We start from the raw sequence: 18,054 nt of genomic DNA, 5'->3' as shown, positions 1-18,054 counted from the left end.
CTTGTATTGATCAAAATTAGATAAGGCATTAACGCTTTAGCGAACTTAATACTTCTATAGCTCGCTTGCGTGCAAAGCTGTGCTCAACAATAGGCGAAGGATAGTTCACTGACTTGGCTTGCTTATCACTAAACAAATCATCAAACATTTGAGTGTCTTTAGTAAAGGTAGGTTGGTGAATTGTTTTTAGCAGCGCATCTTTCAATTCAGGTACATAGTGTTTAATAAAACTCGCATCGGGATCGAACTTACTGCTTTGATTCATCGGGTTAAACACTCTAAAATAAGGTTGTGCATCGCAACCTGTTCCTGCCGACCATTGCCAACCACCATTATTCGCGGCTAAATCACCATCAATTAAATGTTGTCTAAAATAGCGCTCTCCCCACCGCCAATCTACAAGTAAGTGCTTGGTTAAAAAACTTGCTACCACCATTCTTAATCGATTATGCATCCAACCAGTTTGATTAAGTTGCCTCATGGCAGCATCAACAATCGGGTAACCTGTTCGTCCTTCACACCAAGCAGAAAACTCTTCAATGTTATTCCGCCATTGAACGGAATCTCCTTTCTCATTAAAGCTTTTTTCTTTTGATAGCCTTGGAAAAGCCACTAATAAATGACGATAAAACTCACGCCATGCCAGTTCATTAATCCAAGTTTTCGCAGGACTGGTGTCGTCCACCAGCGCTTCAGGAAATCGATTAAGGGCAGAGGCTAAACACTGCTTAGCACTAATCACTCCAATCGCTAAATAGGGGGATAATTTACTGGTACTGTCTAAAGCAGGGAAATCTCGCTCTAATTGGTAATCTTGAATACTCTGCGAGCAAAATTGCTCTAAAATGCGTTTCGCCTCTCCTTCTCCAGCACGCCAAAGATGACTCGACTTTTTTTCTGCATCAAAGACAATTGCACTTGGCTCGGGTAAGGCCGCAGCAATTGGTTTCGGAACAGCAAGCGGTGCTATAGCCATACTTGCAGTAATCTCACGCCACTTTTTAGAAAAGGGAGTAAAAACTTTATACATTTGCCCTGATAGGTTGTTCACGCAACCAGCGTTAACAATGCAATCTTGAGCCACAAAATCAATTGGAAGTCTTAATTTAAGCAGCTTCTCATCACGTTGACGTTCATTAATTTCGGGTTCTTGAGTCGCAAACACTTTTTCTATTTGATGTTGCGCCAAAAACGATGGCATCCACTCAACAACATCATCAAATAAAGGAAGGTGCACTACGTGAAGTTTAACCCCAAGTGTTGCTAACCCTTTGGCTAAAATATTGACATGTCGTTCAATAAAATCAATTTGAATAGGAGCAACATCATGGCGGCGCCACTGCTCTGTGCTGACAACGTACAAGGCTTCGACTTGTTCGTTGTTCGCTTTTATTGGACTTGACAACGCAGATTTCGCGTAAGCAAATGCTTCACAAAGCGCTAGGTTGTCAGCAAGACGCAAGTCTTGCCTAAACCAAATGAGTGTTTTCATCATTAAGCCTCTATCTCAATAGGAACAATTATTAATATTATCAGTGAGATAAATTTAGTAGGCGTAACGTAGTCGTAATGCCTCAGGATGAGGATTTAGGTACACCTGGCCTTCAATGTATGGCGTTGGGTACTCACGTAAGTAATGGTTAATCAGGGTTATTGGTACCAACAAAGGCAACACACCTTCACGGTACTTCATAATTGATTCGCTCAACTCTTGCTTTTGCTCTTTTGACAGATGTTTTTTAAAGTATCCTTGAATATGCTGCAGTGTGCTGGTGTGATTTTTTCGTGACGCGATAAGTTTCAGCGCCGTCATAAACCCTTCAAAATAAGTTTGAGCTGACTCATTTAGATCTTCTATGTTGGCTAATATTGGACCTAAATCTCGATACCATTGTGGGCTATGCGCCATGAGTAAATACTTGTAACGAGCATGAAACTGCATCAGTTTGTGCTTTGTCCAACCTTCAGCCTGTAAACAATGCCATTCATGATATGCATAAACACGAGTAATGAAGTTTTCTTTGAGTAAAGGGTCATGTAAACGCCCTTCTTCTTCGACTGGAAGATGAGGATATTTGTCCATCAGCTTTTTGGCAAAAACACCCACGCCACTTTTAGTCCCGTTATTGGTGCCGTATTTATATTCGATAACACGTTCCATACCGCAAGTCGGTGATTTAGCGCAGAGAATATATCCGCCAATAAAATCGAGCTCGCCAACTCGTTTTTCGCTGTATTCGTTTAATTTATCAGTAACATCAATTGAACCGTCTGCACTTTTGACGAAGATTTTATCGCCATCACGCTCTTGACGTATACTTTTTCGTGGAGCCCCCATTCCAATCGCCATTTCAGGACATACACTGATGTAGTCAAAAAATGGGGCTAGATCGATATTACAATAGTTAGAATTTTTATGGCCGCCATCAAAACGCACTTTTTGACCTAATAGGCAGCTGCTAATACCAATTTGAATTTTTTCAGGGTTAAAGATTTCTTTGTTCACGATACAACTCCTTGTGGCTTAATAAGCATTACGTCATGTCATGCTATTGAGATCACTTGTGTCTTTAAATATTAGTCTTTAACTCATTAAATTATAATAAAAAGTAAAATTAATTTATTCTCAAAGTAACATTAGCGAGAATTAGCCCATTACGGCCAATTCTCAATATTAGTCTGCCTACTTAGCAGAATGCTTACCAAATTTTTCCAAGCCCCACACCAGTCCAATACCGACCAATAAACAGGCAATAGCGGCAAGCAGTTGTGACGACTCCCCAGTTAACAGCTCAAACTGCATTGGTGATAAATTTTGCTCAGTTAGAGGGACTTGCTCACCTTTCGAATTTTCACGCCAAGTTAGTACTTCTTTCCATGGCCAGATTTTCCCTAAGGTGCCCAGCATCAATCCAGTTAAAAATAGCAATGTCTCATCATGAAACTTACGTAACATGGCAGACAATACGTGGCTAAAGCTCAATAAACCTGCCACACAGCCTAATGCAAAACACGCAAGCATAAGCACATCAAAGCTTTTAGCTGCCGCTAATACCGCAGGATAAAGTCCTAGAAGTAATAAAATAAAACTACCTGAGATCCCAGGTAAAATCATGGCGCAAATGGCAATGCAGCCTGCAAAGAAAAAGGTAAGGTAACTGACATCAAGTTCAATAGGGTTAAGTACGGTGATAAACCAGGCGAACGCCACACCGAGTACAAACAAAATACAACGTATCAAATTAATCCTGCTCACCTGTTTGAGCATATGCACAACGGAAAAGAGAATAAGCCCAAAAAAGAACGACCACACAGGGATTGGATGATTTGTCAGTAACCATGAGATGAGCTTAGCCAGTGTAAAAATACTGGTCAGAATACCGCCAAAAACAGCGACTAGAAATGGACCGTTAATATGTAAAAAAGCCGCTTTGATACCTTGTTGTTTTATCACTCCAAACAAAGACGGATTGATCTTTCGAATACCGTCTAAAAGTGGATCTAAAATCCCTGTGATAAACGCAATCGTGCCGCCTGATACGCCCGGTACAACATCCGCGGCGCCCATCGCCATTCCTTTGAAAAAGTTTAATAGTTGCTGCAAAGCTAATCCTTAATAAAACGCTGAATTTAATTATTTAAAATTGCATTACCTTGTCAAAACATGCGCTTTGACTCAGTGGTACCTTGTATGATGTTCTTGATGCGTCCTATGACCTAGGCCTATGAGTAAAGCTCTCAAACCTCATCATTAATTTAAATAAATTATACCTCGATATTCTCTAATCTCTGTCATTAATCTTTTTTCAATTTCATTGGCATATGTGCAAGGCGTTACAAGGATGTTAAACTAACCCAAACCAACTCATCAGACCAGATGTTAAAATAATTCTAATAAGAGAAGGATCGATATGAGCAACAAGCCTAACCATGTATTAGCTTTATATAACAAAGTAACCAAATACCCATTCGGGAATAAAATTTTCTCGATTATGGTGTCACGTATGGCTCCCTATTTTGCCACGGTAAAGCCTCTCGTTACTGAACTAAAAGTCAATCGCTGTGCTTGTTTAATCAAAAAGCGCAAAGCGGTGCACAATCATATTAAAACTGTACATGTGATTGCTATTTGTAATGGCTTAGAAATGGCAATGGGTGTGATGGCCGAAGCATCGATACCTAAGCACCTACGCTGGATCCCAAAAGGAATGACAGTCGATTATACCGCCAAGGCAGGCAGTGATATTTTATGTGTTGCAGAAGTCACACCCGAACAATGGCAAGTTGGTGACTTACTGGTTCCTGTCAATGCCTATGACACCGATGCTAATGTGGTTGTTCGCGGCACAATTAAATTGTGGATCTCTGAAAAACCACAAAAATAAGCCTTTCTATTACAGCCTAGCTGTTGCTATCTTTTTGATTCAGTGACTGTTAGGCTTTTAATCATCGATCACCACACAAAAACAATATGAATAGCGAAATGGATTCTGCAGCTCATATTAGTACGCCTACCAGCGTCACCAATACTGGCCCAAATCAAGTCAATACCATCAACGAAAGCCATGGAAACCGTAACCATAATATAGACGCCTTAAGGGGATTAGCTATTCTTGGCATCTTATTCATGAATATATTTTTTATGAATGATAGTTTTTACGGTTATGCCCCGCATTTAATACAGCCAAAGATGGATATATTCATAGAGGTAGTTAGTAATGTATTTCTGGAAGGCCGATTTTTAAGCCTTCTTTCCATCTTATTTGGTGCAGGTTTATTGGTGCAATTTCAGCGCTATGAATCGCAAAGTCTACCTGCTTACCCATTAATGAAAAAACGCCTCTCATGGCTTATGTTAATTGGGCTAATGCACGGCGTATTTATTTGGGCTGGCGATATATTATTAACTTACGGTATCAGCGCTTTTTTAGCGCTTAAATATATCAATAGCGATCTCGAAATACTCAAAAAGCGCGCAACTCAATTTGTTGCTCTTTCACTCATTTTAGTCGCTTTGTTTAGTTTAACAATTGAAGATGATCTTTACTTTCGGGGCTCCGAACTGCACCTTGAGCAATTACAAGAATGGTCAGCTGGCTATCTCAACACCGTAATATTGCAGCTTATTCAAGTGGGATTCATGCTTATCATAACGCCCTTTACACTCGTTTGGTTTATTGGCGGCTTGATGATGTGGGGAATGGCACTTTACAGGCAAGGAATATTTGAACACGGGTTAGATAGAGTCACGTTACTAAAATGCATTACGTGGACCATTATATTCTCTGTTATTGATACTTTATTGGGTTTTTCATCTAATCCGGTGCCAAAAGAGCTCTCCGCAGCCACAGTGATAATAAGTGCCATTCCCATGGCGATGATTTATATCCATTTGATCGTTAACCTGTGCAAAAACAGTCCACATGCATTAAGTCGTTTGCAAGATGTCGGTAAACTAGCCTTGAGTTGTTACATTATCCAATCCGTTATTGGCGTGATATTATTTCGCTATATTATTCAATACTATGCACCTGAATTACATTTGATAATGAATAGAATTGATTACGTCTTTATTGCTGGGATAATCATTGGATTACAGCTAGTGTTTGGCCCATTGTATTTGCGGTTCTTCAAGCAAGGGCCATTAGAAGCATTATGGCGAAATCGAGTTCGCCATAGTCAAAACAAGATGACCTCACAGTGAGCTACCTTATGAATAAATGGATTATTAACAAGTCGCTTGTGTGCTCAATCGGCGCAATATTGATGTTATCAAGCTGCGTCAGCTGGGTGGCTCCCAATGTTAAATCTGAACTGGTTGCACTGCAGCGCGGTGAATATCAACTCGATAAGAATCATGCCGCGTTGCTATTTAAAATTCAGCATCTTGGTTTATCGACTTATGTGGGGCGTTTTAATCAGTTTGATGCTGAACTGACTTTTGACCCAGACAATATGGCCGCAGCGAGCTTAACCGCCGTAGTCGATATACAATCTGTTGATATCAACAATCCAGACTTAGCTGAGACCCTACAAGAATCCACTTGGTTTGATTCTAAAACATTTCCTCAAGCGGTATTTGCAAGCCATACAGTCACCCCAATATCTGAGAGCCAATTTAATTTTACAGGTAACTTAACGCTTAAAGGGGTCACTCAACCCGTCACATTCAAAGCAACTTTTCATGGCGGCGCAGATAATTGGATGACAGGTAAGTACACTGTAGGGTTTAGTGCCATAGGTCGCATTAAGCGTTCTGACTTTAACATGAGCAGTTATATACCGATTGTCGGTGATGAAATAGATTTAGAAATTTATGCTGAATTTTTAAAATAGTTCTTGCTTAAAGCGGCTCTTGTTTAAAATAGCCCTTTTATGGCATCCCTTATGTAAAGTACCCCTTATTAACATCGCCTTGAACATTTAACCAAACGAGCACCAATGAAACTATTTAGATTGATATCTTGCCTAGCACTCATCATTGCAAGCTTTAGCCTATCTAGCTATTTGGGTTATTACGTGCTGTTCATAAACCTGATTTGTGCCGCCGTGACTTGGCATGATAAACGTGCTGCCAGTAAGCAAACATGGCGAGTAAAAGAGCGTACCTTATATATTTTAGCCTTCATTGGCGCCTGGCCAGCGGGCGTTCTTGCGCAGCAATATTTCCGCCATAAAACGCAAAAAACGCCCTTTAAGTGGATTTATTGGGTGATGATTGTTTTAAATATTTTATTAGTTATAAGCATGTGTTACTTGCAGTTAAGACACACAGACATAAATTAACGCAAAATCACCTTAAGCAAGCGTGAGACTTTACCCCAGCACTATCAATCAGTAACATGCGTAAAACGACAATCCACCAGAATACACACGAGAACTTACTATGAAAGTCTTATTGGCTATTTGCGTCATCACTGGACTCATCTTTTACTTTTTTACTCAATCAAATAATAAAAAAGCAGCTCAAGAAAACATTATTAAAGGTGATGCGTTCTTACTAGAAAATCAGAAAAAAGAAGGGGTTGTAACAACACTATCAGGGCTTCAATATTTAGTCATGCATAAAGGTGAAGGAACTGAGCATCCTAAAGCAACGGACACAGTTACTGTGCATTATCATGGCACTTTGATTGATGACACAGTGTTTGATAGCTCAGTGGAGCGTGGTCAAAGTATCGATTTCCCACTTAATCGTGTAATTCCAGGTTGGACTGAAGGTGTTCAGCTAATGACAGTTGGTGATAAATTTAAATTTTTTGTACCAAGCACCTTGGCTTACGGTAACCGCGCGGCAGGTAAAATTGAAGGCGGTTCAGTGTTAATTTTTGAAGTTGAATTACTCGCGATCAACTAAATCAAGCGTTCAACTAAATCAAAGTATTAACTCAATTATCACTCTAATACTTAACAAAAACGCCCATTAGTCATTGCTAATGGGCGTTTCAGCATTAGGTAAATATAAACGTTTACTGCCTGATGTCTATTTAATCAAAACGATAACTAAATCTACGCTAGGCCAAAAGGATCATCGATTGATTTAGCGGGTTCAGTGAACCAAACCGCTCCCTTTTCGGTCATGTAAAAATGGTCCTCATGGCGCACGCCAAACTCTCCCGGCACACATAACATAGGCTCATTACTAAAGCACATTCCAGCAGTCAGTTCAGTATGATCATTTAATACCAAATAAGGCCACTCATGGATGTCTAGTCCAACACCATGACCAGTTCTATGGGGTAAACCTGGTACATCGTAACCAGGGCCAAACCCCGCATTTACAATAACCTCACGCGCGGCTTTATCGACACTCGCACAGGTTTTACCAATTTGAGCAGCCTCAAAAGCAGCTAACTGAGCTTGTTGCTCTAGCTGCCATAGTTCCCGTTGGCGCTCATTAGGCTCACCAAAAACATAAGTACGAGTGATATCAGAATTGTAGCCTTGTAGCTGACAGCCAGTATCAATAAGTACCGTATCATTTACATCAAGAGATTTAGGCGACTTAACCCCGTGAGGATAAGCAGTATCTTCACCAAACAACACAATACAGAAATAAGAACCAGCAGAGGCGCCAACCTTTTTATGCGCTTCATGAATGAATTGCTCCACTTCAGCAGTCGTGATCCCTTCACGTAATATGCTAGCTGCTGCAATATGTACAGCCAAAGTCATGTCTTTGGCACGTTGTAATAAAGCAAGCTCTGATGCTGACTTAATCATCCGGCAGCCAGCTGTAATGCTTTTAGCATTGACATACTCAAGCTCAGAGTTCGCTAAACGCATGCCATCAAAAATGAAAAATGCAGTTGACTCATCGATGCCAATTTTACCGGAAGATATACCCATCTGGCTGACTGTGTTGGCAAAAAGTGCGTAAGGGCTTTCATCTTCATGCCACGTATTTACCTTACCTTTAATCGCCATGAAGCCTTCTAAAGTATCTAGCTCAAACGCAGGTGCAATATATTCAACGTCACCTGTTGCTGGGATGATGGCCCCAACCATGCGCTCACTGGCGTACCATTTAGTCCCAGTAAAATAGTATAAATTGGTACCAGCATTAACATAAATGGCTTCGATACCCTGCTGCTGCATTAACTGTTGCGCTTTAGCAATACGTTGTTCAAATTCCACAAGTGCAATACTAACTACATCCTCTGTCATGTCCGATAAACTTGCCAGCGCTTGCTCTTGAGTTTGAGTACCAACTCCAATCGTCATAAATGACTCCAAAAAAAGTTAAGGGTGATGAGATTTTTGTCTTAGTGTAAACTGCAATTTGAAAATGTATACAATATAAATTCATATCAGTATTTACTGGCTTATCGCTCATGTAACATTTGCCCAATATAGTCTTTAACTTGCAAAGCGCCTCGGGCAATTGCGATAATCGCCTTTCATCAATAAGACTGAATCAATCAGCCCTCTCCAACGGAGTTATCATGTCAGACATTATTAATCAGCGCCTACAGGCCATTCGTGAAGAACTAACTAAACATAATCTCGATGCGTTTATTATTCCTAGAGCTGATGAATACCTCGGAGAATATGTCCCTGAGCGAAATGAGCGCCTACTATGGGCAACGGAATTTACTGGATCTGCTGGGATGGCAATTGTCTTAAAAGATGCTGCGGCAATTTTTGTTGATGGTCGCTATACCGTACAAGTTAAGCAACAGGTTAATGGCGAACTATTTAGTTACGAAAGCTTATACGATACCCCGCAAGTTGAATGGCTCATTGATCAATTAGGCTCAGGTAAACGTGTTGGAATCGACACTCGACTGCATACATTAGCTTGGTACCAACAAGCTGAGCATAAACTTACCAAAGCGGGACTTGAGCTAATCAGTGTTGCAGAAAACCCAATTGATATTCATTGGCATGACCGCCCAGTATTACCTAGTGAACCTATTACCCTATTTAGCCATGAAGGCGCCGGGCGAAATAGCCTTGAAAAACGTCAACAGATTGGTGCACTAGTCGCTAAAGAAGGCGCAGATATGGCATTGATTGCTGCGTTAGATTCTTTCTGCTGGCTACTTAACATCCGTGGCAATGACGTTCCACGTCTACCTGTCACATTGGGCTGTGCATTATTATCAACCAATGGTGATATGACCTTATTTGCTGATATTGCCAAAATGCCAGCTGGATTCATTGAACATGTTGGCGCTGGTGTTGATTTCAAAGATGAGTCACTTCTAGCTGATTCTTTATCGCAACTTAACGGTGTAAAACTATTAGCTGACCCAAATACTGCCAATGCGTGGAGCCAACTCTCGGCCCAACAAGCGGGTGCAGTATTAGTTGCAGGTAGCGACCCTGTCGCTTTACCAAAAGCACAAAAAAATGCAGCAGAACTTAACGGAATGCGCGCAAGCCATGTTAGAGATGGCGTAGCCGTTAGTCGTTTCCTTGCATGGCTTGACCGTGAGGTGGCCGCTAATGTGATGCACGATGAAGCACAGCTCGCTGATAAGCTTGAATCATTTCGTTTAACGGATCCACTTTACCGTGAGCCTAGCTTTGACACCATTTCCGCAACGGGTGGTAACGGCGCGATGTGCCATTACAATCACCTTGATGGCACGCCAAGCCAAATGACCATGAACAGCATTTACCTTGTTGACTCTGGCGCTCAATACATTGACGGTACGACTGATGTCACTCGCACCATCGCAATTGGTCATGTCACTGCTGAACAACAAAAAATGTTCACCTTAGTGCTTAAAGGCCATATTGCTCTTGATCAAGCTAAGTTCCCGAAAGGCACATCAGGCCAACAACTTGATGGATTTGCTCGCCAGTATTTATGGCAACATGGGTTTGATTATGATCATGGCACGGGTCATGGCGTGGGACATTTTTTAAGTGTTCATGAAGGCCCACAACGCATAGGTAAAAATGTTAATGGCGTAGCATTATTACCAGGAATGGTGCTTTCTAATGAGCCAGGTTATTACCGTGCTGATGAATTTGGTATTCGAATTGAAAACTTGGTGGCAGTTATCCCTTCACCGACACTGGTTAATGCTGAACGTGAGATGATGGAATTTGATGCACTCACCTTAATTCCGATGGATAAACGCCTAATTGATAAATCACTGTTAACTAAAGCCGAAATCAATTGGTTCAATCAATACCATGCCAAAGTATTTAACACGTTATCGCCACTCATGCAGGGCGAAGATTTAACTTGGCTTACTCAAGTGACTAGTGAGTTATAACAACGCCATAAGTCAACGCTAACGAGCACTGAATACCAAGTTTTGAACAAAAACTTGGTATTTTTTTGTGTTTTTGCCTGTTTCTTCAAAATGTCATTAGATTAAGTTAAGAATTAATCAATTATATTTGTTATACTCCGCCGCCGCTTCTTATAGCAGTTATACTGAGCTTGTAAATAACCCGTTGAACGACGTGATAATGATAGGAACATATACCGATGAAATTTGAATCTTTTAGCTTCGCCCCTGAAATATTAAGTGCGATCGCTGATTGCGGTTATAAAACTATGACACCCGTTCAGCAACAAGCTATTCCAGCTATCCGCCGTGGTGAAGATGTACTTGCAAGTGCGCAAACGGGCACAGGTAAAACAGCTGCTTTTGCACTGCCTTTACTACAAAAAATGGTTGAGAACCCACGTGAAGTGCAACACTCAAACACCCGCGCGCTTATTTTAACGCCGACACGTGAGCTTGCTGCACAAGTTGCTGAAAACATCACCGATTACAGTAAAAATATTAACATTGAAGTGCTGACCATCTATGGTGGTGTAAAAGTGGCAACCCAAGCGCAAAAACTAAAGCGAGGCGCAGATATTATTGTTGCCACCCCTGGTCGCCTTTTAGAACACTTATTAGCCTGTAATTTAAGTTTATCAAACGTGGAATTTTTAGTGCTTGATGAAGCCGATCGTATGTTAGATATGGGCTTTAGCACTGATATTCAAAAAATACTGCAAGCCGTTAACAAGCAACGTCAAAACTTACTCTTCTCAGCTACTTTTTCAACATCAGTGAAAAAGTTAGCCAATGAAATGCTTAATAAGCCAAAAGTGATTACCGCTGATAAGCAAAACACCACAGCAGCAACAGTAAGCCAAGTAGTTTACCCCGTAGAGCAGCGCCGTAAGCGTGAGTTATTGTCAGAGCTCATCGGTACCAAGAATTGGCAACAAGTATTAGTGTTTACCGCAACACGTGATGCCGCCGATGTATTGGTTAAAGAACTGAATTTAGATGGGATTCCATCTGCAGTTGTTCATGGTGAAAAAGGCCAAGGCAGCCGTCGCCGTGCATTACGTGAATTTGTTGAAGGTAAAGTTCGTGTGCTAGTTGCAACAGAAGTGGCAGCCCGTGGTTTAGATATTCAAAACCTAGGTTATGTTGTTAACTATGATTTACCTTTCCTTGCTGAAGATTATGTTCACCGTATTGGTCGCACAGGTCGAGCTGGTAAATCTGGCACTGCAATTTCATTTGTTAGCCGTGAAGAAGAGCGAACTCTTGCGGATATTAAAAAGTTAATCGATCAGCCTATTCGCAGAATTACCATGCCAGGTTACGAAGTCGGCAGCAGAGAGTTATTGCTAAAACAAATTCAAAAACGTCGTAGCTTTGCCAAAAAACAGCAACGAGTTGACAATGCGGGTGCACAAGTTGTTGCAGAGCGAAACATGCAAGGACGCCGTGTCACTGTTGGTAAATCAACCAGCACAGTTAAGTATAAAAAACTAAAATAGTTCATTAACTTAATATCAAAGCTTATCTAAATTAAGGCGCTACAAGCGCCTTTTTTATTGCCCCTCAAAGTTCAATTGCTGTCATTTTTATCGCTACACACCTAAGATGTAAATTTAAATTCACTTTTAAGCCTATATCATGAAATAAAAACTGTTATGCTCGGGTCTAGTAGATTGTGAAAGTAAAGTCACTGCTATGCACACTTTAAATTGAGACAACAATGAAGTAATGCCTTGTTTGGCATTCAATAAGACTAACCCTTTTTATTTGAATATGGATTTCAGCATGTTAAAAAAACTTATGTTAGCCGCAGCAATCACCTTGTTTAGTTTGCCTTCGCTGGCTAAACCAATAGCCAGTGATGAATACCACGTCATGCCATTAATGAATGGTCAGCAGATCCCAAGTGTTGTTTTACAAGATGTGAAAGGCAACAAAGTAGATTTAGCTGAGCTAACAGCGCAAAAGCCAACCATTTTCTTTTTCTACCGTGGTGGCTGGTGTCCATTCTGTAATATCCAAATGGGTCAGCTAAAAGCGATTGAGCCTAAGCTAATTGAAATGGGCTTTCAATTAGTGGGGATTTCACCTGACTCACCCGCTAAATTAAAAGCATCAATGACTGATAATGAATTAGATTACTTGCTGCTTTCTGATGAAAAAATGGCAGCATCACAAGCATTTGGTATTGCATTCTATACTAGCGAAAAAGTCACCAGCATGTATCAAGCTAAACTTAATGTGGACAATACCTTATGGACGACACCTGAAGGTGACAAACGCCTAGTTCTCCCTGTTCCTGCGGTTTATGTTGCAGATAAAAGTGGATTAGTGCATTTTCAATATATTAATCCGAATTACAAAGTCCGTCCGGCGCCAGAGTTAATTTTGACTGCTGCAGAATTACTGCAAAATCAGTAACCTGAATCTTAGCGTCAACCTTGGCGATAACTTATTGTTGTCGCCTACTCCCCTCTTCTTTAATCAGTCTGGTTTAGCCGTTTTCTTTTCTTTTAAACACAATCATTATCACCTTATCAAAAGGTTTTGACATAACAATTATTTAATCGCTGAAGCCAAGTTGGTAGCAGCAATTCAAGCTCCTCTGCTACAATACATCTTATATTATTCGTCTGATGACAACGCCCTATCACTGAACGATTTATCTGATACGGCAATTCAACCTAACGGTGTAAACAAAGTGCAAACCCAAACCTATAACCAAGCCATTTTAGCTGTGGCAGAAGCCGCTCAAATCGCATTAGCAGAGTCTGCAGCAAAACAAAAAGCCAAAAGAACATCCGCCCAAGAAAGCCACTTCTTGTGTGCTTGGTTAGTCGAAATGTTTAAAGTTAAACGTTTCCCTAAAATCGTTGCCAATGATATTTCTGGCTGGATTACGTTAGCTCGTAGTAAAGGCGCCGGCGCCATGCTTCCGCAGCTGTTTGATGCTATTGCGACTCAATACCGCCAAGTTGAAAAACCTGCCATATCCCAACATCAAGCAGTACAGGAGTTACTTGCAGAACTGGAAACGGACGACTGGTTTGTTATCGCAGATAGCGCTTTTTCAAATGATCCTAAAACTAAACTAAAGCTTGCAGGAAATGGTCAATCAAGTTTGGTGGTATGTGAAGATCAACTAGCGCAGCACTTTGAAGGTGATAAACTCACTAAAGCATTGCCAATTTATGTTCGAGGTGACGAAAAGCATTTTGCACAAAAGGCGTTAGATAAAGGCTTATTAGTCAGCCCTGGAAATAAAAAAACCAGTATGATTAAGCACCATAAAACTTATTTAATTGCACCAAACAATCAATTAGGTGAGCTTTGCTTACTTGTCTCTATTTAGTCGTCACCTCAATAAGATAACGCCTTAACGCTAAACAAAGCGATGAGTAACAACGAAATAGCCATGAAGATATGGGCGCTTTAGACAAACTTTTAGCGCCCTATTGAGATTGGATTTATTGATGCTCGTGGGTATGTAACTGACCCACCTCTAAGACAGGTGATGCATCTAAATCTTCAGCATCCATCATACTTGAAATACGCTGCATAGTGGCCAGCATTTGCGACTGTTCCCATTCTTCCATTGATTCAAAACGGGTAATAAAGTGCTCTTGTAGCGGTGTTGGCGAGTCTTTTATGATGTCTTTGCCTTTTTCCGTTAAACTAATCCCCACTTTACGCTTGTCCGTTAATGACCTTGTGCGCGTCACCAGTTCACGTTTTTCTAATCTATCTAAAATACTCGTAATCGTGGCAGAGCTGAGATTAATTGTCAGTGCGACCTCTTTTACCATCGCATTATCATGATCTGCAATTGCTTGGAGCACTAATAATTGTGGGCTAGTCAATCCAGTTTCTTTACTCAGCTTTTTTGAATATAAATCAATGGCTCGAATCACTTGCCGCAAAGAGACGAGTAACTCTTCATACTTTTTCATAAGACAAACTCAGTTCAATACTAATGATTTCAATTCTATCAAATGCGTAATCAATCCTAAATACCGCCTTTAGTCTTAATAAAGCACGAACCTGTAAACTTTTCATGCAACATAGGTTGATCTTATTTAACAACTCCGTATCATAATAGTTTGTATTCTAATTATTAGTAGTAAACACATGTTGCAACCACGCGTTTTAAAGTCGTCACTGTTTTCAATCTCAAAATCTAGACTAACAGCAAGAAATTCACTGGAATTCGTTTGTTTTTGGTTAATCCTCGCAAGTTATATATTTAGCCCTTTGTATACAATATATAAATCGTACTCAAACGATAAAAATATAAAGTGATGAAAAATTCGTATTTAACATTCGCATTAAATTATTTTTTGATATTGATGTTAACTGGCAATACGATCAATTACCCCAGTACAAGCAAATCCCTCATTCAGCGTAAACACAACAAGCTGAATCGTCTTTGCTGTGCCCAAAGGCCTATACACTCTTGTTTACAGGCGTGTAGTAGACTGTATGAGTATTTTTTTAGCTCTAAGAAAACCAATACTGCTGTTGGGTTATTTATCAGCTCTTTTGCTGTGTTTGGTTTCAAGTTCACACCACAATTTTACTTTAGCTTAGTTTTTACAGCTTTCGTTGCCGAGCTTTCAGGCCCTACTTTCAATTTATCCCAACGATATTATTCATATTCCACTTCATTCAAAAACACATTTATCAGTATCAGTGTTTTGATTAACTGGTTCTGCTTTACAGTGCTACAAGGTAGTTTTTCAGTTATTCGGTTTGCCATTCTTTTACGACTTAAATTAAGCATTAACGCACTAGCCACAAAAGTCGCTTTCTTCTTTAGCCGTCTACTACCTCAACAAATAACCCTTAAATTTAAATTAGTTAATCGAAAGCTTGTCAAAAGCACATCACAAGAGGAACTATGTCTTTACGTCACAACACGCGCATCGTAGTCAAAGTTGGCAGTGCCCTTATTGCACCAGGAAACGATGGCTGTAGCGCTAAATACCTTAAAAATATTGCTCAGTTTATTCAAAACTGTCGCCAGCAAGGACAACAAGTAATACTTGTTTCATCTGGCTCTGTTGCTGCTGGGCGACAATGGTTTGATGTTGATTCGCCAACTAAAGCGTTAAAGAAAGCCATGGCAGCGGCAGGTCAAAATGACATGATGGCAATATGGGCTAAGTTACTCGATATGCCATTAGCCCAAATCCTGTTAACTCATGCAGATTTATGTAATAGAGAACGCTACGTCAGTATCAAAGACACCATTGAGTCATTGTTAGAGCACAATGTACTGCCTGTAATTAATGAAAATGACACCATGACGTCTGAAGAACTTAAAGTGGGTGATAACGACAACCTAGCAGCGATGGCAGCGGCGGCAATTGATGCTGATACCCTTATCATGTGCACAGACGTTAACGGCCTTTATGATAAAAACCCACATCAATACGACAACGCCCAACTTATTCAGCAAGTGAATGAGATAACCTCCAAAATATATTCAATGGCGGGAGGCGCGGTAAGCGCAACTGGCACAGGAGGGATGTTAACTAAAATCCAAGCGGCAGAAAAAGCCACTGCACAGGGTATTGATACCTTAATTATTAATGGGTTTGAGAATGCCTCTTTCGAACAACTACTGGCAGGTAAAAACCCTGGCACCCACTTCCTAGCTAATATCGAGCCACTCTCACCCGCGATTCATTGGATGACGCACACTGTCAAAGAGCGTGGTGAAGTCATCATTAATGACACCACAACCACCCACTTTGCAAGTGATGAAGATATGCTCACAAGTGGCAATATCCTTGAGGTGAAGGGGCAGTTTTCGGCAGGAGATACCATCTTAGTATCGACCGATGATGGCACCAAAGTGGCTAAAGCTAAAACCAATTACAGTAGCTGTTTACTTAATTATATCGCTCAAGAACAGGATGACGAGAATACAAGCCAAAGCTATTTTGCGCAAAACGATTCTATTATTTCGAAAGAGCACTTAACCGTATTGGAGAACGAATGAATTTAATTACAGATATTGCAAAGCAGGCCTCACAGGCCTCACGCTCTTTAGTTAACTTAGACACCGAAACTAAAAACCATATTCTAAACGTTATGGCAGCAGAATTGCGCAATGCGGTGACCACGATCCTCGAAGCGAATCAACTGGATATGGACAATGCAAAACAAAATAACTTAGCCAGTGCCATGCAAGACAGATTGCTATTAAACGAACAACGAATTGAACTAATGGCAAAAGGACTAGAAGAGGTAGCACTACTCCCCGATCCTGTTGGTAAAATCCGCGACTTAGGTGAGCAGCCTAATGGCATCAAGATCAGTAAAATGCGCATCCCACTTGGCGTTGTCTGCATGATCTATGAAGCAAGACCCAATGTCACCGCTGATGCTGGCGCATTATGCTTTAAATCAGGCAATGCCATTATTTTACGTGGCGGTAAAGAAGCATTGCATTCAAGCAAAGCCATTGCCTCAATACTACAAAAAACCTTAGTCAAATTTGATTTACCTGAAGCACTCATTAGCGTCGTGCCCAACGCTGACAGAGCCTTATTAATGGATTTAATGCAACAACGTGAATATATTGATGTCATTATTCCTCGAGGCGGTGAAGGGTTAATTAACTTTGTCACAGATAACAGTAAAGTGCCTGTGATTCAGCACTTTAAAGGAGTCTGCCATTTGTATATAGACAAATATGCTGACTTCGACAAAGCCATTAAATTACTGTTAAACGGTAAGACACAACGAACAGGCGTGTGTAATGCGCTAGAAGGATTAATCGTTCATAAAGCCATTTTAAATGACTTTATGCCGTTAGTTGCTAAACATATGGCAGAGCAAAATGTCTTGATTAACGCCTGCCAAACCAGCCTCCCATTTTTTAACCAAGCTCAATTATTGCAAGATGACCAATTTGGTACAGAATATCTCGACCTTGAAATAGCGGTTAAAACTGTCAATAGTTTGAATGGAGCACTGGATCATATCCATCAGTTTGGCAGTAATCATACCGAGGTTATTTGCACTGAAGACAAACAGCGTGGTGAGTTATTTCAGCGCAGTGTTGATGCTTCAGTCGTGATGGTGAATGCCTCATCGCGATTTTCTGACGGTAGCCAATTAGGCTTAGGCGCTGAAATAGGTATTGCTACGACAAAATTACACGCCTATGGTCCAATGGGACTGGAATCGTTAACGGCTGAAAAATTTTTAGTTTCAGGTGATGGTCAAGTTCGAGATTAGTAATATCACCAGTCAATAAATAGTGATCACATTGACGTCATTGTCGTTAAAT

Annotated in this window: 16 protein-coding genes; 11 read left to right on the top strand and 5 right to left on the bottom strand. The window is 40.6% G+C overall.

Translation table 11 applies throughout. The features are described from left to right. Window positions 1-28: 28 nt before the first annotated feature. The 3 genes from phrB to SJ2017_RS05945 all read right to left on the bottom strand — a co-directional run bounded on the left by phrB (window position 29) and on the right by SJ2017_RS05945 (window position 3,604). Window positions 29-1,495: a deoxyribodipyrimidine photo-lyase gene (phrB, locus tag SJ2017_RS05955; RefSeq protein ID WP_080915184.1), complete on the bottom strand. Its 1,467-nt coding sequence runs from the start codon at window positions 1,493-1,495 to the stop codon at window positions 29-31. 51 nt (window positions 1,496-1,546) lie between these two features. Next, window positions 1,547-2,506: a YbgA family protein gene (locus SJ2017_RS05950; protein WP_372037444.1), complete on the bottom strand. Its 960-nt coding sequence runs from the start codon at window positions 2,504-2,506 to the stop codon at window positions 1,547-1,549. A 177-nt stretch (window positions 2,507-2,683) separates the two neighbouring features. Further along, window positions 2,684-3,604, bottom strand: coding sequence for a polyprenyl-phosphate transporter (locus SJ2017_RS05945; protein WP_080915182.1), 921 nt, complete (start codon window positions 3,602-3,604; stop codon window positions 2,684-2,686). A gap of 307 nt (window positions 3,605-3,911) precedes the next feature. Between SJ2017_RS05945 and SJ2017_RS05940 the strand changes: the two genes are divergently transcribed. The 5 genes from SJ2017_RS05940 (at window position 3,912) to SJ2017_RS05920 (ending at window position 7,357) form a co-directional block, all read left to right on the top strand. Continuing rightward, window positions 3,912-4,385 (top strand): hotdog fold domain-containing protein, encoded by a 474-nt coding sequence (locus SJ2017_RS05940; protein WP_080915181.1) that lies wholly within the window; start codon window positions 3,912-3,914, stop codon window positions 4,383-4,385. Window positions 4,386-4,471: 86 nt separating this feature from the next. Continuing rightward, window positions 4,472-5,704 (top strand): DUF418 domain-containing protein, encoded by a 1,233-nt coding sequence (locus SJ2017_RS05935; RefSeq protein WP_080915180.1) that lies wholly within the window; start codon window positions 4,472-4,474, stop codon window positions 5,702-5,704. 8 nt (window positions 5,705-5,712) lie between these two features. Beyond that, entirely contained in the window at window positions 5,713-6,336 is a 624-nt protein-coding gene (locus SJ2017_RS05930; protein ID WP_080915179.1) for a YceI family protein, read from the top strand. 105 nt (window positions 6,337-6,441) lie between these two features. Further along, window positions 6,442-6,786 (top strand): DUF1294 domain-containing protein, encoded by a 345-nt coding sequence (locus SJ2017_RS05925; RefSeq protein WP_080915178.1) that lies wholly within the window; start codon window positions 6,442-6,444, stop codon window positions 6,784-6,786. Window positions 6,787-6,886: 100 nt separating this feature from the next. Continuing rightward, window positions 6,887-7,357 carry a BamJ family beta-barrel-assembly machinery protein gene (locus tag SJ2017_RS05920; RefSeq protein WP_080915177.1) on the top strand — a complete coding sequence of 157 codons (471 nt, stop codon included), beginning with the start codon at window positions 6,887-6,889 and terminating at the stop codon, window positions 7,355-7,357. A 152-nt stretch (window positions 7,358-7,509) separates the two neighbouring features. On the opposite strand, the gene SJ2017_RS05915 is transcribed toward SJ2017_RS05920, so the two are convergent. Next, complete coding sequence (locus tag SJ2017_RS05915) at window positions 7,510-8,724, bottom strand: M24 family metallopeptidase (RefSeq protein ID WP_080915176.1); 1,215 nt, start codon at window positions 8,722-8,724, stop codon at window positions 7,510-7,512. Window positions 8,725-8,945: 221 nt separating this feature from the next. Between SJ2017_RS05915 and SJ2017_RS05910 the strand changes: the two genes are divergently transcribed. From SJ2017_RS05910 to SJ2017_RS05895, 4 genes are all read left to right on the top strand, one after another. Next, window positions 8,946-10,733: an aminopeptidase P family protein gene (locus SJ2017_RS05910; RefSeq protein WP_080915175.1), complete on the top strand. Its 1,788-nt coding sequence runs from the start codon at window positions 8,946-8,948 to the stop codon at window positions 10,731-10,733. A gap of 218 nt (window positions 10,734-10,951) precedes the next feature. Further along, on the top strand, window positions 10,952-12,253 hold the full coding sequence (locus SJ2017_RS05905; RefSeq protein WP_080915174.1) for a DEAD/DEAH box helicase: 1,302 nt from the start codon (window positions 10,952-10,954) through the stop codon (window positions 12,251-12,253). Between the two features lie 286 nt (window positions 12,254-12,539). Beyond that, on the top strand, window positions 12,540-13,175 hold the full coding sequence (locus SJ2017_RS05900) for a peroxiredoxin-like family protein (RefSeq protein ID WP_080915173.1): 636 nt from the start codon (window positions 12,540-12,542) through the stop codon (window positions 13,173-13,175). 160 nt (window positions 13,176-13,335) lie between these two features. After that, on the top strand, window positions 13,336-14,106 hold the full coding sequence (locus tag SJ2017_RS05895; protein ID WP_244899778.1) for a DUF2913 family protein: 771 nt from the start codon (window positions 13,336-13,338) through the stop codon (window positions 14,104-14,106). 115 nt (window positions 14,107-14,221) lie between these two features. Here SJ2017_RS05895 and SJ2017_RS05890 read toward each other — a convergent pair whose 3' ends face one another. After that, complete coding sequence (locus tag SJ2017_RS05890) at window positions 14,222-14,704, bottom strand: MarR family winged helix-turn-helix transcriptional regulator (protein WP_055024276.1); 483 nt, start codon at window positions 14,702-14,704, stop codon at window positions 14,222-14,224. A gap of 947 nt (window positions 14,705-15,651) precedes the next feature. On the opposite strand from SJ2017_RS05890, the gene proB reads away from it, so the two are divergent. Continuing rightward, window positions 15,652-16,758, top strand: coding sequence for a glutamate 5-kinase (gene proB, locus SJ2017_RS05885; protein WP_055024277.1), 1,107 nt, complete (start codon window positions 15,652-15,654; stop codon window positions 16,756-16,758). Then, a complete protein-coding gene (locus SJ2017_RS05880) occupies window positions 16,755-18,002 on the top strand; it encodes a glutamate-5-semialdehyde dehydrogenase (RefSeq protein ID WP_080915172.1) in 1,248 nt (415 codons plus the stop codon). Before proB ends, SJ2017_RS05880 begins: the two co-directional genes overlap by 4 nt. Window positions 18,003-18,054: the final 52 nt, after the last annotated feature.

It is taken from the genome of Shewanella japonica (assembly GCF_002075795.1).
In the GTDB taxonomy this organism is placed as follows: Bacteria; Pseudomonadota; Gammaproteobacteria; order Enterobacterales; family Shewanellaceae; genus Shewanella; species Shewanella japonica.
The sequence above is the reverse complement of the archived record's forward strand: the minus strand, read 5'-3'. Positions and strand labels throughout refer to the sequence as shown.